The sequence below is a fragment of the Lysobacter sp. CCNWLW3 genome, assembly GCF_036697405.1.
In the GTDB taxonomy this organism is placed as follows: Bacteria; Pseudomonadota; Gammaproteobacteria; order Xanthomonadales; family Xanthomonadaceae; genus Lysobacter.
This window is the reverse complement of record NZ_JBAHWA010000004.1, coordinates 231,334-257,471: the sequence shown is the minus strand read 5'-3', so window position 1 is coordinate 257,471 and position 26,138 is coordinate 231,334. Positions and strand designations below refer to the sequence as shown.

The window sequence follows — 26,138 nt, the reverse complement described above, 5'->3', positions numbered from 1 at the left end:
TGCGCATGAGGTTCCGTTCCATCGTGCTGTTGGCCGTGAGCGCCTTGTGCGCGGCCTGCAGCACGGCGCCGCAGGCGCCGCCGCAACCGGCCTACGACGCCGAAGCCGCGGTCGCCGCGATCCGCAAATCCGCCGTGGCCGCGCGCGAGCTCGATGTGCAGCCGCTGCGCGACAACCGCGTCGAGGACCTGCGCCAGACCGCGGTCGCTTTCGAGAGGCAGCGCAAGTACGCCGAATCCGCGGCCGCGCTGGACCAGGCCTTGGCGATCAACGCCGCCGATCCGGCCCTGCTACAGGAGCGCGCCGAAGCGGCGCTGCTGCTGCGCAAGCTCGACGACGCCGAACGCTACGCCAAGCGGGCCTACGACGGCGGTTCCAAGGTCGGCCCGCTGTGCCGCCGTCACTGGAGCACGATCGCTGCGGTGCGGCAGACGCGCCTGGACGTGCTCAAGACCACGCCGGTGTACAAGGAGGAGTTCGACGCCGTGCTGGCGCGCATCTCCCAGGCCGGCAAGGACGTGGCCGCCGCGCGCGCGCAGGCCGAGGCCTGTACCGTCGCCGCGCCGCCGCGGTACTGAAGGCGATGGGGTGGGCGTGATGGAATCTGGCCGCCTCGGCGTCGCCAGCCGCGCCGCGCTGAGCGAAGGCGGCGACCTCGCGCGCAGCATCGCCGCGTTCGCGCCGCGCCCGGCCCAGCAGGCGCTGTCGGCGGCGATCGCCGACGCCTTCGAATCGCGCGGCACCCTGCTGGCCGAGGCCGGCACCGGCACCGGCAAGACCTACGCCTACCTGGTGCCGGCGCTGCTGTCGGGCCTGAAGACCATCGTCTCCACCGGCACCCGCGCCCTGCAGGACCAGCTCTATCACCGCGACCTGCCGCGCGTGCGCGATGCGCTCGGCGTCGGCCTCAAGACGGCCTTGCTCAAGGGGCGCGCGAACTACCTGTGCCACTACCGCATGAAGCAGGCCCAGGGCGAGCCGCGCTTCGGCAGCCGCGAACTCGCGGCCCAGTTCCAGCGCATCGTGTCCTGGGCCGGTCGCACCCGCATGGGCGACCTGGCCGAACTCGATGCCCTGCCCGAGGATTCGCCGCTGCTGCCGATGGTGACCTCGACCGCCGAGAACTGCCTGGGCAGCGAATGCCCCTTCTTCGGCGACTGCTTCGTGGTGCAGGCGCGCCAACGCGCCCAGGCCGCCGACGTGGTGGTGGTCAATCACCATCTGCTGCTGGCCGACCTGGCCCTGAAGCAGGAGGGCTTCGGCGAAATCCTGCCGGGCGCGCAGGCTTTCGTGGTCGACGAGGCCCACCAGCTGCCCGACCTGGCCGCGCAGTTCTTCGGCGAGGCGCTGAGCGCGCGGCCGCTGGTCGAACTGGCGCGCGACGCCCTGGCCGAGTGCAAGCATTCGCCGGGCTCGCTGGCGGTGATGCAGGGGCCGGCGCGCGATCTGGAGCAGGCGGTGCGCGGCTTGCGCGCGGCCATGGACGAGCTGCCGGTGCGCGCGACCCGCCGGCGCGCGGCCGAGCTGCCCGCGGTCGAGTACGCCTTCGACGTGCTGGCCGCGGCGCTGCAGCAGATCCAGACCGCGCTGGCGCCGCTGCGCGAGGCGGCACCGGGCTTCGACGGCTGCCATGCGCGCGCCAAGGAATTCGAAGCGCGCCTGCGCCGCTGGCGCGGCGAGCCGCGCAGCCACGGCGAGGCCGACGACATCGTCGACGAGGAAGGCGATGCCTTCGAAGTGCGCATGCCGCTGCCGGCGACGATCGACGAGGACGGCTTCGGCGAGGAGTCGCCGCCGCCGCCGCAGGCCGAGGCCAGCGTGCTCTGGTACGAGCTCACCGCGCGCGGCTTCCGCCTCAGCCGCACGCCGCTGGACGTGGCCGGCCCCTTGGCCGAACACCGCGAACGCTCGCGCGCATCCTGGGTGTTCACCTCGGCCACGCTCGCGGTCGGCGGCCAGTTCCAGCACTACGCCCAGAAACTCGGCCTGGTCGACCCGCCGACCCTGCTTGCGCCCAGTCCGTTCGACTGGCCGCGCCAGGCGCTGTGCTACCTGCCGCGCGGCCTGCCCGATCCGACGGTGCGCCACTACAACGAGAGTGTGGTCGACAAGCTGCGGCCGGTGCTGGAGGCCTCGGGCGGGCGCGCCTTCGTGCTGTTCGCCTCGCACCGCGCCCTGCGCGAGGCGGCCGAGCTGCTGCGCGGCGGGCCCTGGCCGCTGTTCGTGCAGGGCGAGGCGCCGCGGCCGGTATTGCTGGAGCGTTTCCGCGCCTCCGGCAACGGCGTGCTGCTGGGCGCGGCCAGCTTCCGCGAAGGCGTGGACGTGGCCGGCGAGGCTCTGAGCGTGGTTGTGATCGACAAGCTGCCGTTCGCCGCGCCCGACGATCCGGTGTTCGAAGCGCGCCTGGACGCGATCCGGCGCAGCGGCGGCAACCCCTTCCGCGACGAACAACTGCCGCAGGCGGTGATCGCGCTCAAGCAGGGCGCCGGCCGCCTGATCCGCACCGAGACCGACCGCGGCGTGCTGGTGCTGTGCGACCCGCGCCTGCAGTCCAAGAGCTACGGCCGGGTGTTCCTGGAATCGCTGCCGCCGCTGCCGCGGACCCGCGAAATCGCCGACGTGGCCGCGTTCTTCGCGCCCGGCGCCGATGCCCGATCCGGCGAGTCGCTAGAATCGGCCCCGGAACCCGGCGAGGAGCAAGACCATGGCTGACACCGACAACGCCAACAAGCCGCGCGTGCACGGTCTGGGCGGCGTGTTCTTCAAGGCCCAGGACCCGGCCGCGTTGTCGCAGTGGTACGCGCGCCACCTCGGCATCGACGCCCAGGATTGGGGCGGCGCGCTGATGTTCTGGAACCGGGCCGACACCGGCGAAAGCGCATGCACGGTGTGGTCGCCGTTCAAGGCCGACACCGAGTACTTCAAGCCCAGCGACAAACCCTACATGCTCAACTACCGCGTCGACGACCTCGCCGGCATGCTGGCCGTGCTGCGCGCCGAGGGCTGCCAGGTGCTGGACCGCTACGAAGAGAGCGAGCAGGGCAAGTTCGGCTATGTGGTCGATCCGGAAGGCGCGTTGATCGAGCTGTGGCAGCCCGCGCCCGACGACACGTCGACCGCGCCGCCGGCCTGATGCGCGCATGAACCACGCAAGCCCCAACGCATGAAACTGCTCGCCTTCGAAACCGCCACCGAAGCCTGTTCGGTCGCGCTGTGGATCGACGGCGAACTGCGCCAGCGCCACGAGCTGGCGCCGCGCCGCCACGCCGAACTCGCGCTGCCCTGGGCCGAGCAACTGCTGGCCGAAGCCGGCATCCGCAAATCCCAGCTGGACGCGATCGCGCTCGGCCGCGGCCCCGGCGCGTTCACCGGCGTGCGCCTGGCGATCGCGCTGGGGCAGGGCATCGCGCTGGCGCTGGACCGGCCGATCGTGGCGGTATCGACCCTGGCGGCGCTGGCCCTGGGCGCTCGCACCGCGCCGTGCGCGATCGACATGATTCGCGCTCCGCTGGCTGACGCGAGCATCGGCGAACCCCAGCGCGTCCTGGCCTGCATCGACGCGCGCATGGGCGAGGTCTACACCGGCGCCTTCGAACTGCGCGAGGGCGACGCGTTCGCGCTGGATGCCGAGGCCGTGCTCGCGCCCGAAGCCGCCACGCTTCCCGACCGGCACGACGGCTGGCTGGGCGTGGGCACCGGCTTCGGCGCCGCCGACGGTGCGCTGGCGCGGCATCTGGGCACGCGCTTCTTGGCGATCGACGCCAGCGCCCTGCCGACCGCCGCCGACGTGGCCCGGCTCGCGGTCGCCGCCTACGCGCGCGGCGAAGCGCTGGCGCCGGAACGGGTCGAGCCGGCCTACCTGCGCAACAACGTCGCGCTGACCATCGCCGAGCAGCAGGCGCTGCGCGCCAACCGTTGATCGCGCCGCTCGCTTAGGCGCTGGATCGATTCGGTTTCGCGGCGCGCGGGAACGATTGCGGACTCGCTCAGCGCCGAGCCGGCGAGCTGGTCGCCTGGCGGGCCATGACCTGCGACCTATGCGGCGAACGGGAACTCCGACGATTTCGCGCAGGTCTCTACCTTCGACCAAAGGGAGAACGAACCATGGCGAAGCAAGACAGACAACCCGGCCTGCGCGGCTGGCTGCGCAGCGAAGGCCGGTCCCTGCTGGTGATGCTGGTGCTGTTGACGGTCGCGCGCACCTCCTTCGCCAATCACTACACCGTGCCCAGCGGCTCGATGGAGTACACCCTGATGCCGGGCGACCATGTCGCGGTCGACATGTCGGCCTATGGCCTGCGGATTCCCTTCACCGAGACCACCCTGATCGAACGCGGCCAGCCGCAGCGCGGCGATGTGGTGGTGTTCAAGTCGCCGGTCGACGGCACCCGTTTGATCAAGCGCGTGGTCGCGGTGGGCGGCGACCGGGTCAGCGTGATCGACGGGCATCTGGCCATCGACGGCGCGCCGATGGCCCTGGCGGGCGAGCCGGACGTGGAGCGCTTCGGCGCGCGCCGTGCGGCCCTGAACCTGGATGCCGGCGGCGGCCCCGACGTGTTCGACGCGATCGTGCCGGCCGGTCAGGTGCTGGTGATGGGCGACCACCGCGGCAACAGCCAGGACGGGCGCTACTTCGGCCTGGTGCCGGCGAAATCGCTGTACGCGCGGGCGCTGGGGGTCTATTGGCGCAGCGGCGAAGGCCCGGTCTGGAAGGCGCTCTGACGGCCGGCCGCTGCACGGCGCCGGAACTCGCCGGTGCCGGTCCGCCGCCGGCCCTTGGCCGCGACGGACGGCTCCTGAGACCGGTTTACTCGTCCACCAGCGCCCCGTCCGGCAGGAACTGCCAGGTCCGGGTCACGTGCAGGATGTCCGGGTCTTCGTCGGTATGCGGCAGCGGCGGGTAGGGCTCGGCCAGGCGGGCGATGCGCAGCGCCGAGGCGTCGAGCAAGGGGATGCCGCTGGACTGGACGATGTCGGCGCGCTCGACGCTGCCGTTGCGGCGCACCGCCACGCTGATCACCACCTGGCCCTGCAGGCGGCGCCGGCGCGCTTCGTCGGGGTAGTTGAGGTTGCCGACCCGCTCGACCCGGTCGACCCAGCCGCGCAGGTAGCCGGCCCAGGCGTACTCCTGGGTGCTGGCGGAGACGAACTTGCGCTTGGGACGCTTGGCGTAGCGCTCCGAGCGCAGGTGGATCTCGGCCGCCAGGCGCGCCATGCGGATGTCGCGCTCGATCTTTTCCTGGCCCACCGGCAGCGGCCGTTCGCTGGGCGGGGTGGTGGCCTGGGCGCGCGCGGCCACGAATTCGCCGCGCGAGGAGCTGATCACCCGCGCCTGCGGCGGCGGGGCCGGCGCAGGCGACTGCGCCTGCAGGGCGCGCGCGGCCACCCCGGGTTCGGGCTGCGGGGCCGGGCCGGACTGGTTTTCGCGCGGGCGGCTGCTCTTGTCGTGCTCGCCGCCGCCCTGGTTGTTGGCCTGGGCCATGAAATCGGCCTGCTTGGGCGTGAGCGCGGTCTGGGTCTGGGTCAGGATCACGTCCAGGGTCGGCATCACCGGCGCGGCCTGCTCCAGGGCGTAGCCGACGCCGAGCACGAACACGCCGTGGACCAGCAGGGACAGCACCAGGGTCGCGCTGAAGCGGCCTTCGCCGTCCAGGCCGGCGCCGCCGGGGGCAGGGGCGGCCGTCGCGCTCATGCCGCCTGAGCCGCCCGGGCTTCGATGGCGTCGAACAGGGTGGCGGCGATGTTGAGCCCGAACTGGGCGTCGAGCTCGCGGATGCAGGTCGGGCTGGTGACGTTGACCTCGGTCAGGTAGTCGCCGATCACGTCCAGGCCCACGAACAGCATGCCGCGGCGCTTCATTTCCGGGCCGACCTGGGCCGCGATCCAGCGGTCGCGCTCGCTCAGCGGGCGGCCCTCGCCGCGGCCGCCGGCGGCCAGGTTGCCGCGGAACTCGTCGCCCTGCGGGATCCGCGCCAGGCAGTAGTCCACCGGCACGCCGTCGACCAGCAGGATGCGCTTGTCGCCCTGGGCGATCTCCGGCAGGTAGCGCTGGGCCAGGGCCAGGCCGTGGTCGCCGGTCAGGGTCTCCAGGATCACGTTGAGGTTGGGCTCGCCCGCGCGGGCGCGGAAGATCGAGCGCCCGCCCATGCCGTCCAGGGGCTTGAGCACCGCCTCGCCGTGCTCCTGCACGAAGGCCTTGAGCACCGCCGGCTCGCGGCTGACCACCGTGGGCGGGCAGCACTGCGGGAACAGCAGGGCGGCCAGCTTCTCGTTGTAGTCACGCAGGCCCTGGGGATCGTTGACGATCAGGGCGCCGGCGTTCTGGGCCACGCTCAGGATCTGGGTGTCGTGCAGGTAGTTGGCGTCGACCGGCGGGTCCTTGCGCATCAGCACCACGTGGCCGCGGCCGAGCACGAGTTGTGACCAGGGCCCCAGTTCGTACCAGCCCTCGGGGTCCTCGCGCACGCTCAGCGGGGCGACCGTCGCCAATGCGCTGCCGTCGCGCAGATTCAGCGCACCGGGGCGCACATAGTGCAGCCGGTGGCCTCGCCGCTGCGCTTCCAGCAGCATGGCGAAAGTGGAATCTTTGGCGATCTTGATCGACCCGATCGGGTCCATCACCACGACGATGTCGAGCGGCATGGGCGGTTCGTACCTGGAAATGTGCGCGATGGTAGCAGGCGGGTCATCGATATCTGCCATCATGTAGCGTCAGGAATGGTCCTTGCCGGGCCCTTTCTGACTCGTCGGGGCGGCCTTCGCCGGTTTCCCGACGGGACCGACCCAATTCGTGCGCATGCTCGGACGCGAACGGGCCCTCGCGCCAGCCGCAGCCTCAGGGCCCGGCCGGCGCCATGGTCCACGCGTTCAGCTTTATTGCTGGAAAAACGCGTGCTTGACAGCATGCGCGCGGCTTGGAATAAAGGCATCTTCGCGACGCGCCGGGGATTGCGCGGCGTTTCGCTCCGGGGGATACAAAGAATGCTCGATGAGGCTCGTAACGGCAGCCTCGACGGTTTGAAGGTCATGGTGATCGATGATTCCAAGACCATCCGTCGTACCGCCGAGACGCTGTTGAAACGCGAAGGTTGTGAGGTGGTCACGGCCACGGACGGATTCGAAGCACTGGCGAAGATCGCCGACCAGCATCCACAAATCATCTTCGTGGATATCATGATGCCGCGTTTGGACGGCTATCAAACCTGCGCGCTGATCAAGAACAACCAGTTGTTCAAAAGCACGCCGGTGATCATGCTGTCCTCGAAGGACGGTCTGTTCGACAAGGCGAGAGGACGCATCGTCGGTTCGGAGCAGTACCTCACAAAACCGTTTACGCGCGAGGAACTCCTCGACGCGATCCGCAAGCACGTACACGCCTGACCGGGGGGTAGGGCAATCACATGGCACGCATTCTTCTGATCGAGGACTCGCCGACCGATACGGCGGTCCTGACCCAGCTGCTGGAACGCAACGGACACCAGGTGTTCGCGTCCGGCAGCGCCGAGGACGGCATCGAAGCGTGCAAGCGCGAGTTGCCCGATCTGGTGCTGATGGACGTGGTATTGCCCGGCATGAACGGGTTCCAGGCGACCCGCGCGCTGTCGCGCGACGCCGCGACCAGCGCCATCCCGGTGCTCATCGTGAGCACCAAGGGCATGGACACCGACAAGGCCTGGGGCATGCGCCAGGGCGCCAAGGACTACATCGTCAAGCCGCCGCGCGAAGACGAGCTCATCGCGCGCATCAGCGCGTTGCTCGGCGGCTGACGCCATCAGGTACGGTCTATGAACACGCAGTCGCCGTTCGATGTGCTGGTCGATTACGAGCGCCGCAGCTTGGCGCACGTGGTCGGCTTGCCCGAGCAGCTCGACGCGCCGGGCCTCTGGCGCGGCGTCGGTTACCGCATCGGCGATCGCCGCCTGGCCTCGGGTTTCGACGAGGTGGTGGAAATCCTGCCGCTGCCCCAGGTCACCGCGGTGCCCGGCGCGCAGCCGTGGATGCTCGGCCTGGCCAACGTGCGCGGCAGCCTGCTGCCGGTGGTCGACCTCAAGCAGTTCCTCGAGGGCACCCGCACCGTGCTGCACGAAAGCCAGCGCGTGCTGCTGGTGCGCCAACCCGGCGGCGACGTCGCGGTGCTGATCGACGAGCTGTACGGCCAGCGCAGCTTCAACGACCAGCAGCTGGTCGCGTCCGACGAGATCGCGCTGGAACGCATGGCCGAGGGCCGTTACGCCAATTTCATCGACCGGGCCTACCGCCTGGCCGATCACCCGTGGGGGATCTTCAGCCTGGAACGGCTGGCCCGCACGCCCGAGTTCCGCCAGGCCGCCGCCTGACGGGCCCCGGTCCGAACCGCCACGCAATGCCCTGGTTGCACCGCTGCACCCCGAACCGCTCCCCCGCCCAAACCATCAAATCCGCATAAGCAACACTTTCTGAGGTCGAACATGAGCACTGTGATGGACAACGTGGCCGGCAAGGGCCGCAACCTGGGCGTCAACACCTGGCTGATCATCCTGGGCATCTCGGTGGCGGTGTTCGGCTTGAACACGGGCTACGCGACCTGGAAGGCGGCGCGGCTCGGTAGCGCGAGCACCTCGGCCTCGAAGCTGCAGGTGAATTCGCAGAAGCTGGCGGTGCAGGGGCGAGAGGCGGTCGGCGGCGCCAAGGAGGCCTTCGCGGCGTTCAAGGCCACCAAGAGCCAGATCGACAGCGACATCGCCGATCTCAACAGCAAGTACGGCAGCACCTTCGAGGTGTCCGCGCCGATCGAGACCGTCAGCAACACCTGGGGCCTGCTGGGCAAGAACGCCGACCAGGTGCTGAACTCCGAGAAGCAGGTCCTGGACCTGGCCGGCAACTTCGACAGTTTCTCCGGCCGCGTGCCGCAGCTGCAGGCGCGCCTGGACGAGCTGGTGCGCGCGATGTCGGCTTCCGGCTCGCCGTCCTCGCAGGTCTACATCGCCCTGCGCCAGGTCCTGCTGGCCGGCAACATGGCCCGCCGCATCACCGAAATCCGCGCCGGCGGCAGCGGCGCCTCGCTGGCCGGCGACGCGCTCGGCCGCGACGCGGCGGTGTTCGGCAACGTGCTCACCGGCCTGCGCAAGGGCGGCGACACCTCCACCGGCGTGCTGCCGCTGAGCAACGGCGGCGCCCTGGCCGCGCTCGGCCAGGCCGAGGCGCTGTGGGCCGAAATGAAGAAGGACCTGGACGCCATCGCGGCCAGCTCGCCCAAGCTGTTCGCCGCGCAGAGCGCGGCCGAATCGATCACCGGCGGCTCGGAAAAACTGCTCAGCGACAGCGAAAACCTGTTCAGCGCCTTCACCTCGTTCGGCTCGGTGCGCAGCACCAATCCGCTCGGCCACATCCTGGTCTCGATCATCTCCGGTATCGTCGCGCTGCTCGCCATCGCCGGCTTGCTGTTCTCCTTGAACCGCGCCCAGCAGAAGCGCTACCAGACCACCAAGGAACTCAACGACCGCAACCAGGAGGCGATCATGCGCCTGCTGGACGAAATGGGCTCGCTGGCAGAAGGCGACCTGACGGTAAAGGCGACGGTCACCGAGGACATGACCGGCGCGATCGCGGACTCGATCAACTTCGCCGTCGAACAGCTGCGCAGCCTGGTGCAGACGATTACCGACACCTCGGTGCAGGTGGCGTCCTCGGCCCAGGAAACCCAGGCCACCGCCATGCACCTGGCCGAGGCCGCCGAACACCAGGCCCAGGAGATCAACTCCGCCTCCGACCGCATCAGCGAAATCGCGGCCTCGATCGACCAGGTTTCGAAGAACTCGGCCGAATCGGCCGACGTGGCGCAGCGCTCGGTGCAGATCGCGACCAAGGGCGCGGGCGTGGTGCGGCAGACGATTCAGGGCATGGACTCGATCCGCGACCAGATCCAGGAAACCTCGAAGCGAATCAAGCGCCTGGGCGAAAGCTCGCAGGAAATCGGCTCGATCGTCGAACTGATCAACGACATCTCGGAACAGACCAACATCCTGGCGCTGAACGCCGCGATTCAGGCCGCCTCGGCCGGTGAAGCGGGCCGCGGGTTCGCGGTCGTGGCCGACGAAGTGCAGCGACTGGCGGAACGCGCGTCCAACGCGACCAAGCGAATCGAGACGCTGGTCCAGACAATTCAGTCCGACACCAACGAAGCTGTGAGCTCCATGGAGCAGACGACCTCGGAAGTGGTCGCCGGCGCCCGACTGGCCGAGGACGCGGGTACCGCGCTGGGCGAGATCGAAAAGGTGTCGTCCGACTTGTCCAACCTCATTCAAGGCATTTCCAGCGCGGCGCAGCAGCAGTCCAGCGCGGCCTCGAACATCACCCAAACCATGAACACGATTCAGCAAATCACCTCGCAGACCTCCCAGGGCGCCAACCAGACCGCCGAGTCGATCGGTAATCTGGCGCAGTTGGCCGCCGACCTGCGCCGCTCGGTCGCCGACTTCAAGCTGCCGGCCTAAGCCCAGGACGAACGAGGTCGCAATCAGGATGAAGATCCCAGCCGCAAGGCTTCTCCAGGACCGGCGAACACGCCGAGGCCCCGCTGACGGGCGGGGTGCGGCATGACCGCGCTGCGAGAAGCGATCGATACCACCACGCTGGGCTGGATCAAGCCGGAGCTGGACGAGACCCTGCGCCAGGCGCGCCAGGAGATCGAGGCCTACGCCGAAGATCCCACCGACACCAGTCGCATGCGCTTCTGCGCCAGTCACCTGCACCAGGTGCACGGCACCCTGCGCATGGTCGAGCTATACGCGCCGGCCATGGTCGCCGAGGAAATGGAGCGCCTGGCGCTGGCGCTGCAGCAGGGCCAGGTCGGCGATCGCGACGAGGCCTGCGCGGCGCTGATGCGCGGCGTGGTGCTGCTGCCCGACTACCTGGAACGCCTGCAGGGCGGCCACCGCGACATTCCGATCGTGCTGCTGCCGCTGCTCAACGAACTGCGCGCCTCGCGCGGCGAGGCCGGCCTCAACGAAAGCGTGCTGTTCGCGCCCGATCTCGACCGTCCGCTGCCGGCGCACCTGGCGCCGCCGCCGCCGAGCTCGCCCGCGCGCGGCAATACCAATCTGCATCTGACCGCGCTGCGCGATGCGCTGGCGGCGTGGCCGGAAGACGGCGCCCCGGCCGACCCCAGCAAGCTCGCCCAGGCGGTCGACGGCCTGCTCGCCGAGGTCGTGCTGGAACCGGTGCGGCGCATGCTGTGGGTGGCCTCTTCGGTCGCCGGCGCGCTGCGCGACGGCGCCCTGCCGCCCACGCGCGCGCTGCGCCAGGCCTTCGGCGGCGTCGAGCGCGAAGCCCGGCAGATGCTCGCCGACGACGGTTTCTCCAGCCCGCGCGGCGAACCCGCGGCCGAGCCGACCCGTCAGCTGCTCTACCACGTCGCCCACAGCGACGGCCGTCACCCGGCCCTGGACGACCTGCGCCAGACCTTCGAACTGGCCTCGCACCTGCCCAGCGAGTCGGAACTCGAGCACGCGCGCGGCAGCCTCAGCGGCCGCAACCGCGCGCTGCTGGACACCGTGTCGGCGGCGATCAAGGAAGACCTGCTGCGGGTCAAGGACGCGCTGGACCTGCACCTGCGCACCAACCAGACCGATGCCGGCGAACTGCGCCCGCAGGTCGAGGCGCTGGCCCGCGTCAGCGACACCCTGGGCATGATGGGGCTGGGCGTGGCCCGCACCGTCGTGCTGCAGCAGCGCGACGCCATGATCGAAATCGTCGAGGGCAAGCGCCCGGCCGACGAGGGCGCCCTGCTCGACGTCGCCGGCGCGCTGCTGTACGTCGATGCGTCCCTGGACGACCAGGTTTCGCGCCTGGGCCTGCCGGAAGAGAAGGCCGACGAGGACCTGCTGGCCGGCGAATCGCGCAAGGTGCTGGACGTGGTCGTGCGCGAAGCGATCGCCAATTTCGGCGACGCGCGCCAGTCCTTCGTCGCATTCGTCGAGACCAACTGGGATCACGCCGAGCTGGTCGAAGTGCCGCGCGTGCTGGACGAAGTCGCCGGCGCCCTGCGCATGCTGGAACTGCCGCTGCCGGCGGATTACCTGACCGGCGTCAAGCGCTACACCGAAGTCGAGCTGATCGGCCGCCATCGCGTGCCCAACGGCCAGCAACTGGACACCCTGGCCGATGCCCTGGCCAGCCTGGAGTACTACCTGGAAGCGCTGCGCGAGCAGCGCCCGAACCGCGACGACATCCTCGACATCGCGCGCCAGAGCCTGGAAGCCCTGCGCTACTGGCCGCTGCCCGAGGTCGTGCGCGCGCCCGATCCCGCCGCCGCCGCGCCCAGCCGCATCGAACTGCCGGAAGCGGCGGAAATCGACGCCATGGTCGCCGGCCGTGCGCACCTGGATTACCTCGCGCCCGACGCCCTGGCGCCGGCGCCTGCGCCGCCCGTACCCGCCGCGCCGCCGGCCGCGCCCGCGGTCGCCGAAGCGCCGCGCCAATCGGCCGCCACCGGCGGTTTCGCCCACAGCGACGACATCGACGACGAGATCCGCGACATCTTCCTGGAAGAGTTCAAGGAAGAGATCGGCAACCTCGACGAGCTGCTGCCGGCCTGGCGCGAAGCGCCGGACGATCTGGAGCGCCTGTACCCGATCCGCCGCGTCTTCCACACCCTCAAGGGCAGCGGCCGCTTGGTCGGCGCCAAGACCCTGGGCGAGTTCAGCTGGAAGATCGAAAGCCTGCTCAACCGCGTGCGCGATCACGGCCGCCCGGTCAGCCCCGAGCTGATCGATCTGGTCGGTCACGCCCATCGCGCATTGCCGCAGCTGTATTCGGCGCTGCGCAACGAGGGCCCGATCACCGCCGATCTGGCCGGCATCGAGGCCCATGCCGACCTGCTCGCCACCGGCGAAGAAGCTTTCTATCGGCCGATGCATCTGGTCGCGCCGGCCGCGCCCGCGGTCGAGGCGCCGGTCGAGCCGGTGCCGGAAATCGCGCCCGAAGCGCCGCCCGTGCTCGAAAGCGAGAGCTTCGTGCTGGATGTCGAGCCCGAGGCGCCGGTCGCGGAGCGCGAGCCCGAAGCGCCCGCGGTGGTGGAGGCTTTCGCCGCCGACAGCGTGCCGGCCTCGGTCGACGCGGTGCTGCTGGAGATCCTCGACACCGAGGTCACCGGCCACCTGGTCACGATCCAGCGCTGGCTCGCCGCCGCGCAGGCCGCGCCCTCTCCGGCGGACGACGGCCTGCAGCGCGCGATCCACACCCTCAACGGCGCGTTCGCGATGACCGAAGTCCCGGTCATCACCGACGTGATCGCGCCGACCGAGGTCTACGTCAAGCGCCTGTTGGCCGCGGGCGGCCCCGCCAGCGACGAAGGCGTCGCCGCCATCGGCGCGGTTGCGGTCGCGATCGAACGCACCCTGGCCAGCCTCAAGTCCGAACCGCAGAGCGTGCCGGTGTTTCCCGGCCTGGCCGAGCGCATGATCGCGCTGCGCGACAGCCTGCCCGATGCGCGTTCCAGCCTGCAGGTCGAAGAGCCGCAGCTGGAGACGCTGGAATCGGCGGAGTCGCCGTTCGCCGATACCCGCCTGGACAGCGAACTCACCGCGCTGGACCTGAGCGAATTCGGCCAGCTCGACGACGAAGCCGTGCCGGCCGGCCTGGTGCGCGGCCACAGCGCCGCCGATCTGGACGCGCCCTCGCAGGACCTGCCCATGGGCGCCGAGTTCGTCGGCGCGATCGCGGGCGCCATCGCCTCGGCGATTCCGGGCGACGACGCCCTGGCCGCCGCGGCGGAAGCCGAGCGCGCCGCCGCCGAAGCCGAACGTCTGGCCGCGGAACGTGCCGAAGCCGAACGCCTCGCCGCCGAGCGGGCGGAAGCCGAGCGCGTCGAAGCCGAACGCGTCGAAGCCGAACGCCTCGCCGCCGAGCGGGCCGAGGCCGAGCGACTCGAAGCCGAGCGCATCGCCGCACAACAAACCGAGGCCGAACGCGCCGAAGCCGAGCGCCTCGAAGCCGAACGCCTCGCCGCCGAGCAGGCCGAAGCCGAACGTGCCGAAGCCGAACGCCTCGCCGCCGAGCAGGCCGAAGCCGAGCGTGTCGAAGCCGAACGCCTCGCCGCCGAGCAGGCCGAAGCCGAGCGCGCCGAAGCCGAACGCCTCGCCGCCGAGCAGGCCGAAGCCGAGCGTGTCGAAGCCGAACGCCTCGCCGCCGAGCAAGCCGAAGCCGAACGCGCCGAAGCCGAACGCCTCGCCGCCGAGCAGGCCGAAGCCGAACGTGCCGAAGCCGAACGCCTCGCCGCCGAGCAAGCCGAAGCCGAACGCGCCGAAGCCGAACGCCTTGCCGCCGAGCAGGCCGAAGCCGAACGGCTGGCCGAAGAGGAGCGCGAGTACGCGCGCCTGGAAGCCGAGTACGCCGAAGCCGAGCGCGTGGCCCGCGAACAGCAGGCCGCCGCCGAGGCCGCGATCGCGGCCGCACTGGCGCCGCCCGCCGACGCGCTGGCGCCGCTGCCGGCCGCGAACGACGAGGCCGAGCCGGTCGAAGCCCCATCCGCCGAGACCGAACCGGTCGCGACAGAACTCGCCGAATCCGAACCCGCTGCGGCCGAAACGATCGAGGCCGAAACGATCGAGGCCGCCGAGCCCGCGCCGCTGCCGGAAACGCTGGCGCGCATCCTCGACGCCAACCCCGATCCGGACGAGGCGCTGGACCTGAGCGAACTCGATCCGGAGCTGGTCGACATTTTCGTCGAGGAAGCCGGCGACCTGCTCGACGAGTCCGACGGACACGTGGTGCGGCTGCGCGAGGCGCCGAACGAGCGCGAGCCGCTGGTCGGCATGCAGCACAACCTGCACACGCTCAAGGGCAGCGCGCGCATGGCCGGCATCATGGCCGTGGGCGAACTCGGCCACGCCATGGAATCACTGCTGGAAGCGGTGGTCGACCAGCGCAGCGAACTCGGACGCGACGGCGTGCCCTTGCTGGAGCGCGGTTTCGACCGCCTGCACGCGATGATCACCCGGGTCGGCGCGCGTCGCGCGATCGCCATGCCCGAGGCGCTGATCGCCGAATTCGACGCCCGCGCGCGCGGCGAGATCTACACCGCGCCCACCGTCACCGACGACGGCACCATCGTCCCGGCCACCGCGCCCAAGGTCGATCTCAAGCCGCTGTCGGCGCCGTTGGTGGAAATCGATGCCGGCGGCGACGACGACATCGGCGTGCGCGCGCCGCAGGAGCAGGTGCGCATCCGCGCCGACCTGCTCGACCGCCTGGTCAACTACGCCGGCGAAGTCGCGATCTACCGCGCCCGCCTGGAACAGCAGCTGGGCGCGTTCCGCGGCGCGATCGCGGAAATGGCGCAGACCAACACGCGTATGCGCGACCAGCTGCGCCGCCTGGAAATCGAAACCGAAGCCCAGATCATCGCGCGCTACCAGCGCGAGGGCGACGCCAGCGACCAGTCCTTCGACCCGCTCGAGCTCGACCGCTTCTCCAACCTGCAGCAGCTCTCGCGAGCGCTGTCGGAGTCCGCGGCCGACCAGGGCAGCCTGCAGACCACGCTGGACGACCTCACGCGCCAGTACGAAACCCTGCTGCTGCAACAGTCGCGCGTCAGCTCCGACCTGCAGGAAGGCCTCATGCGCACGCGCATGGTGCCGTTCGACGCGCTGCTGCCGCGCCTGCGCCGCGTCGTGCGCCAGGCCTCGGGCGAACTGGGCAAGCAGGTCCAGCTCAAGCTCGACGGCACCCAGGGCGAACTCGACCGCAACGTGCTCGAGCGCATGACCGCGCCGCTGGAGCACATGCTCCGCAACGCCGTCGCGCACGGCCTGGAAGCGCCCGCGCAACGCAAGAAGGCCGGCAAGCCCGAAGAGGGCACGGTCCGCATCGCGGTACGCCGCGAAGGTTCCGAAGTCGTGCTGGAAGTGGCCGACGACGGCGCCGGCCTGAACCGCGCCGCGATCCGTCGCCGCGGCGAAGAGCGCGGCCTGGTCCGCAGCGAAGCGGTGCTGGCCGACAGCGACCTCGACGCGCTGATCCTGGAACCGGGCTTCTCCACCGCCGACGAGGTCAGCCGACTGGCCGGCCGCGGCGTCGGCATGGACGTGGTCGCCAGCGAAGTGCGTCAGCTCGGCGGCACCCTCGACATCCAATCGCGTCCCGGCCAGGGCGTCACCTTCACCCTGCGCCTGCCGCAGACGCTCGCGGTCACCCAGGCGGTGTTCGTTCGCATCGGCGATACCACCTTCGCGGTGCCGATCGCCTCGGTGCGCGGCGTCGGCCGGATCGCGCGCGAGGGCCTGGAAGCCGAAGGCACGAGCTACCGTTACGGCGGTGAAGACTATGCCGTGCACGACCTGGGCCTGTTGCTGGGTCACGCGCCGGCCAAGGCCGAAGGCCAGCTGCAGATGCCGCTGCTGCTGATCCGCTCCGGCGATCTGCGCGCCGCGGTCACCGTCGACCAGGTCGTGGGCAACCGCGAAATCGTGGTCAAGCCGGTCGGCCCGCAGGTCGCCTCGGTGCCCGGCATCTTCGGCGGCACCATCATGGGCGACGGCCGCGTGGTCGTGATCCTCGACGTCGCCCCGCTGGTGCGCCGCCATGCCCTGCTGCCGCGCGATTACGTGCCGGCGCCGGTGGTGCCGGTGGAAACCCGCCGCGTGCCGCTGGTGATGGTGGTCGACGACTCGGTCACCATGCGCAAGGTCACCGGCCGCGTGCTGGAGCGCCACAACTTCGAGGTCCTGACCGCGAAGGACGGCATCGATGCGCTCGAGCGCATGACCGACGTGGTGCCGGACCTGATGCTGCTGGACATCGAAATGCCGCGCATGGACGGCTACGAGCTGGCCACGCAGATGAAGTCCGACGCGCGCCTGCGCGACGTGCCCATCGTCATGATCACCTCGCGTACCGGCGACAAGCACCGTCAGCGCGCGTTCGAGATCGGCGTGGAACGCTACCTGGGCAAGCCTTACCAGGAGCCGGAACTGATGCGCAACGTGTTCGAACTGTTGGGAATCGCGCGACACCATGAGTGATTCGAGCAGACGAGTGGTGTTGCTGGCGCGCGAAGGCGCGGCCCGCGACCGCCTGCGCGGCGCCCTCAACGACGCCGGCGCGCAATTGGTGCTGGAAGCCGATCCGACCCGGCTGCAGCCGGCCGAGCTGAGCGCGGCCTCGCCCGACGTGGTCGTGGTGGCGCTGGACCAGGTCACCGAGGACGCGCTGGACCGCTTCGAAAGCGTGCTGGTGGATCCCTCGATCGAAGTGCTGTTCGAGGAAGCCGAACTCGCCGCCGCCCGCGAAGGCTGGGACGCGGCGCGCTGGGTGCGCCACCTCAGCGCCAAGTTGCATCACCATAACGACGTGCTGCCGCCGGGCCGCGAGCCGGAACCGGAGCAGGCGCTGTTCGCGCCGCAAGCCGACCGGCCCTACGTGCCGCCGATGCGCGAAGAATCCTATACGGGCTTCGATCCGGTCGCGGTGGAGATTCCCAGCGGCGGGCTGTCGTTCGTCGCGCCCGACCATGTCGCCGAACTGCCGCCCGAGTTGCCGCCCGAGTTGCCGCCGGAGCTTCCGTCCGAGTTGGCCCCGCTCGAGATCGAAGGCGCGCTCGACGAAGCGCCGGTCGAGTTCACGCCGTTCAGGTCGACCTTCGATATCGACGCCGACCCCAGCGCGCCCGCCGCGCCGGAAGCGCCGGTGGAACTGGCGCCGTTCGAGTCCAGCTTCGACTTCGAGGCCGAGCCCGCGGCGCCGGCCCCCGCGGCGACGGCGGCGTCCACCGATGCGCCGGTGATGATGTACTCGACCCAGTTCGAATTCGTGTCCGAGCGCGTACCGCCGCCGTTGCCGCCGCAGGACGCCGCCGCCGACACGGCGCCGGCCGCGCCCGCGCCTGCGGCCGAAAAGGCCGTGCCGGTGGCGCCGGAGTGGGGCTTCGACGACGACGCGCCGGCCCTGCGCACCAGCGCCGAGCCGCGCGCACGCGCGCAGGCCGACGGCAATCTGCACCGCGACCTGGATGCGATCGAGCAGCGCATTTCCTCGCTGGAACTGGTCGACGACCGCCCGACCCAGGCGGTCGGCGGCGCCGTGCTGGTGCTGGCCGGCATCGGCGGCCCCGACGCGGTGCGTCAGCTGCTGGGCGCGATGCCCGAAGATTTCCCGCGCCCCTTGCTGGTGCAGCAGCGCCTCGACGGCGGCCGCTACGACAAGCTGGTCGCGCAGATGCAGCGCGCGACCTCGGTGCTGGTCAAGCTGGCCGAGCCGGGCTCGCGCGCGATCGCCGGCGTGATCTACATCCTGCCCGCGGGCGTCGGCATCAACGTCGGCGATTCGGGCATCCAGTTCAACGGCGACGGCGGCGACGTCATGGCGGCGCTGCCGCCGGCCGACAGCGCGGTGCTGATGCTCAGCGGCAGCGATCCGGCCCTGGTCGACGCGGCCATGAACCATGCCTCCGCCGGCGCCCTGGTCGCCGGTCAATCGCCCGACGGCTGTTTCGACGCGGCCGCGCCCAATGCGCTGATCGCGCGCGGCGGCGAAGCGGGCCAACCGGCCGAACTGGCCGCGCGCCTGGCCGCGCGCTGGTCCTGAGGAAGCGAACGATATGTCCGAGCAGAACACCCCCGTGCCCAGCGACATCCGAGGCGTGCTGATCCAGGTCTCGGGCGCGCGTTTGCTGCTGCCCAACGCCACCATCGCCGAGGTGCTGTCGTACGCGCCGCCGGAGCCGATCGCCGATGCCCCGCATTGGCTGCTCGGCCGCCTGCGTTGGCGCGGCTGGCAGCTGCCGCTGATCGCGTTCGCCGAAATGGCCGGTTTCGCCCAGGAAAACGCCGCGCTGGGCAGCAAGGTGGTGGTGCTGAAGGCGCTGGGCGGCGATCCGCGCGCGCCGTACTTCGCGATGCTGACCCAGGGCTTCCCGCGCCTGGTCACGGTGTCGCAGGACGGCCTGCTGCTGGACGCCAACCAGGAAGGCATCCCGCAGGGCGTGCATGCGCGCGTGGTGCTGAACCAGGACGTGGCCTTCGTGCCCGATCTGGAAGCGGTCGAAGCGCTGATCGGCGGCGCGCTCGCGCAGGCCGCCTGAGCCCCAGCCCTCGCGCGGCGTGGGCGCCTCCGTCAGTTCCGCCGCGCCGCCGCGCTACGCCTCGGTCGACGCGCTGCGCGGCCTGACCGTGGCGGCGATGCTGCTGGTCAACAATCCCGGCGACTGGAGCCATGTCTACGCGCCGCTGTTGCACGCGCCCTGGCACGGCTGCACACCGACCGACCTGATCTTCCCGATGTTCCTGTTCATCGTCGGCGTGTCGATCGCGCTGGCCCTGAACCCGCGCCTGGAGCGCGGCGACGCGCGCTCCGCGCTGGGCCGCGCGGTGCTGATCCGCGCCGCGCGCATCCTCGGCCTGGGCCTGCTGCTGCACCTGTGCGCCTGGTGGGCGTTCGATCTGGCGCATTACCGCGTGATGGGCGTGCTGCAACGCATCGGCCTGTGCTTCGGCGCGGCCGGGCTGTGCGCGCTGTGGCTGCCGGCGCGCGCGCAGTGGCGGCTGTTGAGCGCGCTGCTGGGCGGTTACGGCCTGCTGTTGGCCGCGGGCGGCAGCTACGAGCCCTACGCCAACCTCGCCAGCCGCTTCGATACCCAACTGCTGGGCGTGCATGTCTACCAACTCGAGCCGGGCAGCGGCCGCGGCCACGATCCGGAGGGCCTGCTCAGCACGCTGGGCGCGTTGGCGACGACCCTGCTCGGTCTGCGCGCGGGCGACTGGCTGCGCGGCGGACGCCTGCGCGCGCTGTGGATCGGCGGCGCGCTGTGCATGGCGCTGGGCTATGCGGCGTCCTACGTCCAGCCGCTCAACAAGAACCTGTGGACGCCCGCCTACGTACTGTGGACCGGCGGCATCGCCTGCTGGACCTTGGCGGCCTTTCACCATGCGATCGACCGGCGCGGCTGGCCCGCGCTGGGCCGCGCCTTCGGCGTCAACGCGATCGCGGCCTATGCCGGCTCGGCCTTCGTGCTGTATGCCCTGGCCGCGACCGGCTGGCTGGAGCCGCTGTACCGGCACGCCTTCGCCGACTGGATGACGCCGCGCTTCGGTCCGACCTTGCCGTCGCTCGCGTACGCGCTCGCCTTCGTGGCGCTGTGGTGGGGCGTGGTGCGGCTGCTGGACGCGCGGCGTATCTATTTCAAGATCTAGTGTCTGCGGCGGCGGCATGATGCGGTTCGCCTGCGGCTCACCGCATCGCGCGTAGCTTCAAGCCAGATCGCCGAACCGGGCCTGCAAAGCCGCGATCGCGGCCAAACCCGCCGTTTCGGTGCGCAGGATGCGCGGGCCGAGCCTGAGACCGGCGAAGCCGGCGGCGCGCAACTGCTCGCGGTCCAGCGGCGACCAGCCGCCTTCCGGGCCGATGGCCAGATGGACCGGCGCATCCGCATCCACGCTCAAGGTCGAGAACGCGAGCTCGCCGTCCGGATCCAGGATCAGGCGCAGCCCGCCGGCCGGCAGCGCCGCCAGTGCGGCGCTCAGCGCCAGCGGCGCGGCCACCTCGGGCACGCGCGCGCGCCCGCTCTGCTCGCAGGCCGAGGCGACCACGCTGCGCCAATGCGCCAGCCGCTTCTCGGCGCGCGCCTCGTCCAGCTTGACCTCACTGCGCTGCGACCACAGCGGGCGCAGCTCGGCCACGCCGAGTTCAGTCGCCTTCTGCAGGATCAGGTCCATCTTCTCGCCGCGCGCGATGCCTTGCAGCAATACCAGCCGCAGCGGCGACTCGCGCTCCACCGCCGTAGCCGCGTCGATGGCCACGCGCAGTTCGCGCTTGCCCAGGGCGACGATGCGCGCCGGATAGTCGTGGCCGTCGCCGTTGAACAGCACGCAGGCGTCGCCGACGCCCAGCCGCAGCACCCGCGACAGGTGGGTGGCCGGGCCTTCGGGCAGGGCGATCTCGCTGCCGGCGCGCAGCGCCTGGTCGACGTGGACGCGGGTCAGCCTCATGCGCCGGCCTCCGCGACGGCACGGTCGATGGCCTCGCGCGTGGTCCGCGCCAGCAGTTCCAGCGCCTCGTCGTCGATGCAGTAGGGCGGCATCCAATACAGCACGTCGCCCAGCGGGCGCAGCAGCACGCCGCGCTCCAGCGCCGCGCGATAGGCGCGCAGGCCGATCCGCGCCGATGCCTCGAACGGCTGGCGCTTGTCGCCGCCGCGGCTGAGTTCGAAGGCCAGGATCATGCCGGTCTGGCGCAGGTCGGCGACGTGCGCGTGCGCGGCCAGCGGCGCGGCCAGTTCGGCCATGCGCGCGGCGGTGGCGCGGTTGCGCACCAGGATGTCGTCGCTGGCGAAGATGGCCTGCGCGGCCAGCGCCGCGGCGCAGGCCAGCGGATTGCCGGTGTAACTGTGCGAATGCAGGAACGCGCGCTCGCGCGAATCGTCGAGGAAGCCGTCGTAGATGCTTTGGCTGGTCAGCACCGCGGCCAGCGGCAGCGCGCCGCCGGTCAGGCCCTTGGACAGGCACAGCAGATCGGGGGCGATGCCGGCCTGCTCGCAGGCGAACATGCTGCCGGTGCGGCCGAAGCCGACCGCGATCTCGTCGGCGATCAGGAACACCCCGAACTCGTCGCAGAGCGCGCGCGCGTGGCGCAGGTAGGAGGCATCGTGCATGCGCATGCCGCCGGCGCACTGCACGCGCGGCTCCAGGATCAGCGCGCAGACCTCGCCGGCGTGGCGTTCGAGCAGGGCGCGCAGGCCGTCGGCGGCGTGCCGGGCGCGCTGCGCCGGCGTCTCGCCCGGCTCGCACAGATAGGCATCGGGCGAGGGCGCGAACAGGGCCTCGGCCAGCAGCGGGGCATACACGCGCCGGTACAGCGGAATGTCGCCGACCGCGAGCGCGCCCAGGGTCTCGCCGTGGTAGCCGTTGTCCAGGGCGATGAACTTGGTGCGTGCGTTCTCGCCGCGGTTGCGGAACCAGTGGAAGGCCATCTTCAGCGCCACCTCGACCCCGGCCGAGCCGTTGTCGGCGTAGAACACCTTGGCCAGCGGCGCGCGGCCGGGCTCGCGCGGGGCGATCTGCAGCAGGCGTTCGGCCAGCTCCACCGCCGGCGCATGCGAGCAGCCGGCCAGGATCACGTGCTCCAGCGTGCGCGCCTGGTTGGCGATGGCCTCGGCCAGGCGCGGCTCGGCGTGACCGAACAGGTTGGTCCACCAGCTCGAGATCGCGTCCAGGTAGCGCCGCCCGTCGCGCCCGATCAGCCACGGCCCCTGGCCGCCGGCGATCGGCAGCAAGGGCAGCGTGTCGGGGTGTTCGCGCATCTGGGTGCACGGGTGCCAGAGCACGGCGAGGTCGCGTTTGCGCCAGGCGTCGGCCTCGGAGGCGTTGCCCTCTGCTAGCATCGCGGCATGCTGATTCGTATCTTGCATCCCGACATTATCCCGCCTTTTGCCCCGCATACACCTACCGCGGGAGCGCTCTCGTGAGCCGGCGTCTGCCCATCATCCACGGGGTCACCGAGCACGACGCCGGGCCCTACAAGCTGGAACGGCTGGACCTGGAGTTCTCCAACGGCGAACGCCGCCGTTACGAGCGCCTGCTCGGGCGCGGCCACGGCGCCGTGGTGGTGGTGCCGATGCTCGATGCCGAGACCGTGCTGCTGGTGCGCGAATACGCCGCCGGCGTGCACCGCTACGAGCTGGGCCTGGTCAAGGGCCGGATCGACGAGGGCGAGACCGCGATCCAGGCCGCCGACCGCGAGCTCAAGGAAGAAGCCGGCTACGGCGCGCGTTCGCTGACCCTGCTGCGCTCGCTGTCGCTGGCGCCGACCTATATGAGCCATCAGGCCCAGTTGGTGCTCGCGCGCGACCTGTACCCCGAGCGCCTGCCGGGCGACGAGCCCGAAGAGCTCGAAGTCGTGCCCTGGAAGCTCGACCGCCTGCACGAGCTGATCCTGTGCGAGGATTTTTCCGAAGGCCGCAGCATCGCCGCCTTGTTCATCGCCCGCGAGTGGTTGCGCACTCAGGCGACGCAAACCGCGGGACCGTCCCCCGCATGAGCGACACCGCCCCCGATTACGTCGACGGCGCCCTGATCGAAGGCGCGATCGCGATCGCGCGCGACGCGGCCGCCGCGATCCTGACGATCTACGAGCAGGACTTCGACGTCGAACACAAGGCCGACGCCTCGCCTCTGACCGCGGCCGACCTGGCCGCCCACCATTGCATCGTCGACGGCCTGGCCCGGCTCACGCCCGAGATTCCGGTGCTGTCGGAGGAATCCGCGCACGAGGTCTCGTTCGAGCAGCGCCGGCAGTGGCGGCGGCTGTGGCTGGTCGATCCGCTCGACGGCACCCGCGAGTTCGTCAAACGCAACGGCGAGTTCACCGTCAACCTGGCCCTGATCGACGACGGCGTGCCGGTGTTCGGCGTGGTCCAGGCGCCGGTCGGCGGCGCGCTGTGGTACGGCGTGCGCGGCGGCCGCGCGTGCCGTCGCGACGGCGATCGGGAACGTCCGCTGCAGGTACGCATTCCGGCGACCGCGCCGCTGCGCGTGGCCGCGAGCCGCTCGCACCGCGACGCCCGTACCGAAGCCTTCATGGCGCGGTTGTCGGCGCTGGCCGGCGGCCAGGTCGAGCCGATCGGGCTGGGCTCCTCGCTCAAGTTCTGCCGCATCGCCGAGGGCGGCATGGACATCTATCCGCGTTTCGGCCCCACCAGCGAATGGGACACCGCCGCCGGCCAATGCGTGCTCGAAGCCGCGGGCGGGCAGGTGCTGGACCCGCAGGGGCGGCCGTTCCGCTACAACCAGCGCGCGCGCATCCTCAACGGCGATTTCATCGCCCTCGGCGATCCCTCGCTGCCCTGGCGGGATTGCCTCGATGGCTGACGGCGCCGAGCTGCCGGAGGGCATCGCCGGCCTGATCGAAATCATGGCGCGTCTGCGCGCGCCCGTCGGCGGCTGCCCCTGGGACGTCGAACAGACCTTCGCCACCATCGCGCCGTACACGGTCGAAGAGGCCTACGAAGTCGCCGACGCGATCGACCGCCAGGATCTGCCGGCGCTGAAGGACGAACTCGGCGACCTGCTGCTGCAGGTGGTGTTCCACGCGCGCATGGCCGAAGAGCAGGGCGCGTTCGCGTTCGCCGACGTGGTCGCCGCGATCAGCGACAAGATGGTGCGCCGCCACCCGCACGTGTTCGCCGGCGCCAGCGTCGAGGACGCCGAGGCCCAGACCGTGGCCTGGGAAGAACAGAAGCGCCGCGAGCGCGAGGCGGCCGGCGAGGCCGACACCTCCGCGCTGGCCGGCATCGCCCGCGGCCTGCCGGAATGGCAGCGCGCGGTGAAACTGCAAAAGCGCGCGGCCTCGGTCGGCTTCGACTGGCCGAACGCGACCCCGGTGATCGCCAAGCTGCACGAGGAAATCGAGGAAGTCCGCGCCGAGTTCGACGCCGTCGCCGCCGCGCCCGACGATGCGGCCGCGCGCGACCGCCTCGAAGACGAGATCGGCGACCTGCTGTTCGTCGCCGCCAACCTGGCCCGCCACGGCAAGGTCGACGTGGGCGCCGCGCTGCGGCGCGCGAATCTCAAGTTCGAACGACGCTTCCGCTCCATGGAGCGGCTCGCGGCCGGCGACGGCACGCCCTTGTCGACGTTATCGCTGGATGCGCAGGACGCCTATTGGGGCCGGGCCAAGCGGGAGAAGCGGGATGGCTGACCCTCGCGCCGTTCGCATCGGACTGGGGCTGGCCGCATTGATGCTGGGCCTGGCCGGGGTATGGGGCGCGAGCGCGGTCGCCGCGGAAGGCGAGGTGGCGCAGACCTTGCAGGCCACCGCCGAAGGCGAAGACTTGCTGGTATTCGTCGGCGAGAAGCTGTCCGTCGAAGACGTCACCGCACAGGAGCGCGCGGCCGCCGAAAGCGAAGCGGGCCCCGGCCAGATGATCGTCCTGATGGATGAGTACTACCAGGCACGCTATCGGGTCTTGCAGGTCGTGCACGGACGCTACGACAGCGACGTCATCGAGTTCGATGCCGCCGATCACTACGGCGAACCGGCATTCGCCTCCTACGACACCGTATTGCTGTTCGTGTCGAAGGGAGATGGCGGCTACCACCACGTGAAGTACCAGTACTACCCCGTGTTCCGAACTTCGTCGGGCGGATGGGCGGGCTGCGGGCCGATCAGTTCGGGCGACGCCGAAGAGCGCGCCGGCATCGTCACGCCGCACCGCATCGATTTCGGCCCGGAGGCCTACTTCGATCTTCGCAAGCTGGATTGGCGCGTCCATCGCAAGGATTTCGCGGGCGAATACTTTAGGTTCGAGCGCGGTCGAGCCCGCTGCAGACTGGGCAACACGCTCGAAGAGCTGTTCGAGGTCAAGCGGCGTACAGTACTGAAGGAGCGGGGATTCTTCGCCGACACGGCGGCGGCATCGCCTTGAGTCCCGGACGGACACCGATATCGAGCCCGCAGGAGGAAACGGTCATGGCCAACCGATTCGCGAGCTTCAACGAGTTCTATCCCTTCTACCTCAGCGAACACAGCAACCGCACCAGCCGCCGCCTGCATTTCATCGGCAGCTGCGGGGTGTTGGTGTTGCTGGCGCTGGCGCTGATCCAGGGCCGCCCCTGGCTGCTGCTGGCGGCTCTGTTCTGCGGCTACGGCTTCGCCTGGGTCGGGCATTTCTTCTTCGAGAAGAACCGCCCGGCGACCTTCAAGCACCCGTTCTATTCCTTCGTCGGCGACTGGGTGATGTTCAAGGACATCCTGACCGGCAAGATCCGATTCTGAGGCCGGTGCCCAGGGCTCAGTCCAGGAAGATCAGCCAGGCCGCGACCACGATCAGGCCGAAGCCGGCCCAGTGGTTCCACTTCAGGGGCTGGTCCAGGTACCAGGCCGAGAAGCCGGCGAACACCAGCAGGGTGATGACCTCCTGCAGGCCCTTGAGCTGGGGGGCGGAGTAGACCGCGCTGCCGATGCGGTTGGCCGGCACCATCAGGCAGTACTCGAAGAAGGCGATGCCCCAGCTGACCAGGATCGCGGCGGTCAGCGGCGCCGACTTGTACTTGAGGTGGCCGTACCAGGCGAAGGTCATGAACAGGTTGGAGCCCAGGAGCAGCAGGATCGGATACAGGCGGTCGGCGAGCATGGACGCGGTTCGAAAGGGAAAGCGGCCAGCTTAACGC

Annotated in this window: 23 protein-coding genes; 18 read left to right on the top strand and 5 right to left on the bottom strand. The window is 70.6% G+C overall.

The features are described 5' to 3' along the window. Positions 1-5: 5 nt before the first annotated feature. From V1318_RS10070 to lepB, 5 genes are all read left to right on the top strand, one after another. Positions 6-578: a hypothetical protein gene (locus V1318_RS10070; protein ID WP_332939510.1), complete on the top strand. Its 573-nt coding sequence runs from the start codon at positions 6-8 to the stop codon at positions 576-578. Between the two features lie 19 nt (positions 579-597). Next, entirely contained in the window at positions 598-2,712 is a 2,115-nt protein-coding gene (locus V1318_RS10065; RefSeq protein WP_332939509.1) for an ATP-dependent DNA helicase, read from the top strand. Continuing rightward, the gene (locus V1318_RS10060) at positions 2,705-3,133 is read left to right on the top strand and encodes a VOC family protein (RefSeq protein ID WP_332939508.1); all 429 of its coding nucleotides are present in this window, start codon (positions 2,705-2,707) and stop codon (positions 3,131-3,133) included. Before V1318_RS10065 ends, V1318_RS10060 begins: the two co-directional genes overlap by 8 nt. Positions 3,134-3,163: 30 nt before the next feature. Then, complete coding sequence (gene tsaB / locus V1318_RS10055; protein ID WP_332939506.1) at positions 3,164-3,919, top strand: tRNA (adenosine(37)-N6)-threonylcarbamoyltransferase complex dimerization subunit type 1 TsaB; 756 nt, start codon at positions 3,164-3,166, stop codon at positions 3,917-3,919. Positions 3,920-4,104: 185 nt separating this feature from the next. Then, positions 4,105-4,722: a signal peptidase I gene (lepB, locus tag V1318_RS10050; protein WP_332939505.1), complete on the top strand. Its 618-nt coding sequence runs from the start codon at positions 4,105-4,107 to the stop codon at positions 4,720-4,722. Between the two features lie 85 nt (positions 4,723-4,807). Here the strand turns inward: lepB and V1318_RS10045 are convergent, their stop codons facing one another. Together V1318_RS10045 and gshB are read right to left on the bottom strand one after the other, a co-directional pair. Then, positions 4,808-5,692, bottom strand: a complete 885-nt coding sequence (locus tag V1318_RS10045) for an energy transducer TonB (protein WP_332939504.1) — start codon at positions 5,690-5,692, stop codon at positions 4,808-4,810. Continuing rightward, a complete protein-coding gene (gene gshB, locus V1318_RS10040) occupies positions 5,689-6,642 on the bottom strand; it encodes a glutathione synthase (protein WP_332939503.1) in 954 nt (317 codons plus the stop codon). Before gshB ends, V1318_RS10045 begins: the two co-directional genes overlap by 4 nt. Before the next feature lie 339 nt (positions 6,643-6,981). On the opposite strand from gshB, the gene pilG reads away from it, so the two are divergent. From pilG to V1318_RS10000, 8 genes are all read left to right on the top strand, one after another. Further along, entirely contained in the window at positions 6,982-7,380 is a 399-nt protein-coding gene (gene pilG / locus V1318_RS10035; protein WP_055900524.1) for a twitching motility response regulator PilG, read from the top strand. A gap of 20 nt (positions 7,381-7,400) precedes the next feature. Continuing rightward, positions 7,401-7,766, top strand: a complete 366-nt coding sequence (locus tag V1318_RS10030; protein WP_056182274.1) for a response regulator — start codon at positions 7,401-7,403, stop codon at positions 7,764-7,766. 18 nt (positions 7,767-7,784) lie between these two features. Then, positions 7,785-8,336: a chemotaxis protein CheW gene (locus tag V1318_RS10025; RefSeq protein WP_332939501.1), complete on the top strand. Its 552-nt coding sequence runs from the start codon at positions 7,785-7,787 to the stop codon at positions 8,334-8,336. A gap of 111 nt (positions 8,337-8,447) precedes the next feature. Further along, entirely contained in the window at positions 8,448-10,472 is a 2,025-nt protein-coding gene (locus V1318_RS10020; RefSeq protein WP_332939500.1) for a methyl-accepting chemotaxis protein, read from the top strand. A gap of 102 nt (positions 10,473-10,574) precedes the next feature. Continuing rightward, a complete protein-coding gene (locus tag V1318_RS10015) occupies positions 10,575-17,000 on the top strand; it encodes an Hpt domain-containing protein (RefSeq protein WP_332939499.1) in 6,426 nt (2,141 codons plus the stop codon). Further along, positions 16,993-18,561, top strand: coding sequence for a chemotaxis protein CheB (locus V1318_RS10010; protein ID WP_332939498.1), 1,569 nt, complete (start codon positions 16,993-16,995; stop codon positions 18,559-18,561). Before V1318_RS10015 ends, V1318_RS10010 begins: the two co-directional genes overlap by 8 nt. Before the next feature lie 13 nt (positions 18,562-18,574). After that, on the top strand, positions 18,575-19,057 hold the full coding sequence (locus tag V1318_RS10005; RefSeq protein WP_332939497.1) for a chemotaxis protein CheW: 483 nt from the start codon (positions 18,575-18,577) through the stop codon (positions 19,055-19,057). Positions 19,058-19,076: 19 nt separating this feature from the next. Next, positions 19,077-20,165 (top strand): heparan-alpha-glucosaminide N-acetyltransferase domain-containing protein, encoded by a 1,089-nt coding sequence (locus tag V1318_RS10000; protein WP_332939496.1) that lies wholly within the window; start codon positions 19,077-19,079, stop codon positions 20,163-20,165. 57 nt (positions 20,166-20,222) lie between these two features. Here the strand turns inward: V1318_RS10000 and V1318_RS09995 are convergent, their stop codons facing one another. Next, positions 20,223-20,960, bottom strand: coding sequence for a 16S rRNA (uracil(1498)-N(3))-methyltransferase (locus tag V1318_RS09995; protein WP_332939495.1), 738 nt, complete (start codon positions 20,958-20,960; stop codon positions 20,223-20,225). Next, on the bottom strand, positions 20,957-22,351 hold the full coding sequence (gene bioA / locus V1318_RS09990) for an adenosylmethionine--8-amino-7-oxononanoate transaminase (RefSeq protein WP_332939493.1): 1,395 nt from the start codon (positions 22,349-22,351) through the stop codon (positions 20,957-20,959). The genes V1318_RS09995 and bioA overlap by 4 nt, the downstream gene beginning before the upstream one ends. An 80-nt stretch (positions 22,352-22,431) precedes the next feature. Here bioA and nudE point away from each other — a divergent pair, with 80 nt between their 5' ends. The 5 genes from nudE to V1318_RS09965 are packed head-to-tail and all read left to right on the top strand — an operon-like array spanning position 22,432 to position 25,743. Further along, positions 22,432-23,007, top strand: coding sequence for an ADP compounds hydrolase NudE (gene nudE / locus V1318_RS09985; protein WP_332939492.1), 576 nt, complete (start codon positions 22,432-22,434; stop codon positions 23,005-23,007). After that, on the top strand, positions 23,004-23,837 hold the full coding sequence (gene cysQ, locus V1318_RS09980; RefSeq protein WP_332939491.1) for a 3'(2'),5'-bisphosphate nucleotidase CysQ: 834 nt from the start codon (positions 23,004-23,006) through the stop codon (positions 23,835-23,837). Before nudE ends, cysQ begins: the two co-directional genes overlap by 4 nt. After that, positions 23,830-24,666, top strand: coding sequence for a nucleoside triphosphate pyrophosphohydrolase (gene mazG / locus V1318_RS09975; protein ID WP_332939490.1), 837 nt, complete (start codon positions 23,830-23,832; stop codon positions 24,664-24,666). The genes cysQ and mazG overlap by 8 nt, the downstream gene beginning before the upstream one ends. Beyond that, positions 24,659-25,393, top strand: a complete 735-nt coding sequence (locus tag V1318_RS09970; protein WP_332939489.1) for a hypothetical protein — start codon at positions 24,659-24,661, stop codon at positions 25,391-25,393. The genes mazG and V1318_RS09970 overlap by 8 nt, the downstream gene beginning before the upstream one ends. A gap of 44 nt (positions 25,394-25,437) precedes the next feature. Then, positions 25,438-25,743 (top strand): DUF962 domain-containing protein, encoded by a 306-nt coding sequence (locus V1318_RS09965; RefSeq protein WP_332939488.1) that lies wholly within the window; start codon positions 25,438-25,440, stop codon positions 25,741-25,743. Between the two features lie 16 nt (positions 25,744-25,759). Here the strand turns inward: V1318_RS09965 and V1318_RS09960 are convergent, their stop codons facing one another. After that, entirely contained in the window at positions 25,760-26,101 is a 342-nt protein-coding gene (locus V1318_RS09960) for a DMT family protein (protein ID WP_332939487.1), read from the bottom strand. Positions 26,102-26,138: the final 37 nt, after the last annotated feature.

Excerpts from the sequence above, each read along its gene's own strand:
- V1318_RS10020 (WP_332939500.1), top strand. The coding sequence starts at position 8,448 with ATGAGCACTGTGATGGACAACGTGGCCGGCAAGGGCCGCAACCTGGGC.
- bioA (WP_332939493.1), bottom strand. The coding sequence starts at position 22,351 with ATGCTAGCAGAGGGCAACGCCTCCGAGGCCGACGCCTGGCGCAAACGC.
- V1318_RS10010 (WP_332939498.1), top strand. The coding sequence starts at position 16,993 with ATGAGTGATTCGAGCAGACGAGTGGTGTTGCTGGCGCGCGAAGGCGCG.
- lepB (WP_332939505.1), top strand. The coding sequence starts at position 4,105 with ATGGCGAAGCAAGACAGACAACCCGGCCTGCGCGGCTGGCTGCGCAGC.
- V1318_RS10015 (WP_332939499.1), top strand. The coding sequence starts at position 10,575 with ATGACCGCGCTGCGAGAAGCGATCGATACCACCACGCTGGGCTGGATC.
- tsaB (WP_332939506.1), top strand. The coding sequence starts at position 3,164 with ATGAAACTGCTCGCCTTCGAAACCGCCACCGAAGCCTGTTCGGTCGCG.
- V1318_RS09970 (WP_332939489.1), top strand. The coding sequence starts at position 24,659 with ATGGCTGACCCTCGCGCCGTTCGCATCGGACTGGGGCTGGCCGCATTG.
- V1318_RS09960 (WP_332939487.1), bottom strand. The coding sequence starts at position 26,101 with ATGCTCGCCGACCGCCTGTATCCGATCCTGCTGCTCCTGGGCTCCAAC.
- cysQ (WP_332939491.1), top strand. The coding sequence starts at position 23,004 with ATGAGCGACACCGCCCCCGATTACGTCGACGGCGCCCTGATCGAAGGC.
- gshB (WP_332939503.1), bottom strand. The coding sequence starts at position 6,642 with ATGCCGCTCGACATCGTCGTGGTGATGGACCCGATCGGGTCGATCAAG.
- V1318_RS10005 (WP_332939497.1), top strand. The coding sequence starts at position 18,575 with ATGTCCGAGCAGAACACCCCCGTGCCCAGCGACATCCGAGGCGTGCTG.
- V1318_RS10025 (WP_332939501.1), top strand. The coding sequence starts at position 7,785 with ATGAACACGCAGTCGCCGTTCGATGTGCTGGTCGATTACGAGCGCCGC.
- V1318_RS09995 (WP_332939495.1), bottom strand. The coding sequence starts at position 20,960 with ATGAGGCTGACCCGCGTCCACGTCGACCAGGCGCTGCGCGCCGGCAGC.
- V1318_RS10045 (WP_332939504.1), bottom strand. The coding sequence starts at position 5,692 with ATGAGCGCGACGGCCGCCCCTGCCCCCGGCGGCGCCGGCCTGGACGGC.
- pilG (WP_055900524.1), top strand. The coding sequence starts at position 6,982 with ATGCTCGATGAGGCTCGTAACGGCAGCCTCGACGGTTTGAAGGTCATG.
- mazG (WP_332939490.1), top strand. The coding sequence starts at position 23,830 with ATGGCTGACGGCGCCGAGCTGCCGGAGGGCATCGCCGGCCTGATCGAA.
- V1318_RS10030 (WP_056182274.1), top strand. The coding sequence starts at position 7,401 with ATGGCACGCATTCTTCTGATCGAGGACTCGCCGACCGATACGGCGGTC.
- V1318_RS10060 (WP_332939508.1), top strand. The coding sequence starts at position 2,705 with ATGGCTGACACCGACAACGCCAACAAGCCGCGCGTGCACGGTCTGGGC.
- V1318_RS10065 (WP_332939509.1), top strand. The coding sequence starts at position 598 with ATGGAATCTGGCCGCCTCGGCGTCGCCAGCCGCGCCGCGCTGAGCGAA.
- V1318_RS10070 (WP_332939510.1), top strand. The coding sequence starts at position 6 with ATGAGGTTCCGTTCCATCGTGCTGTTGGCCGTGAGCGCCTTGTGCGCG.
- V1318_RS09965 (WP_332939488.1), top strand. The coding sequence starts at position 25,438 with ATGGCCAACCGATTCGCGAGCTTCAACGAGTTCTATCCCTTCTACCTC.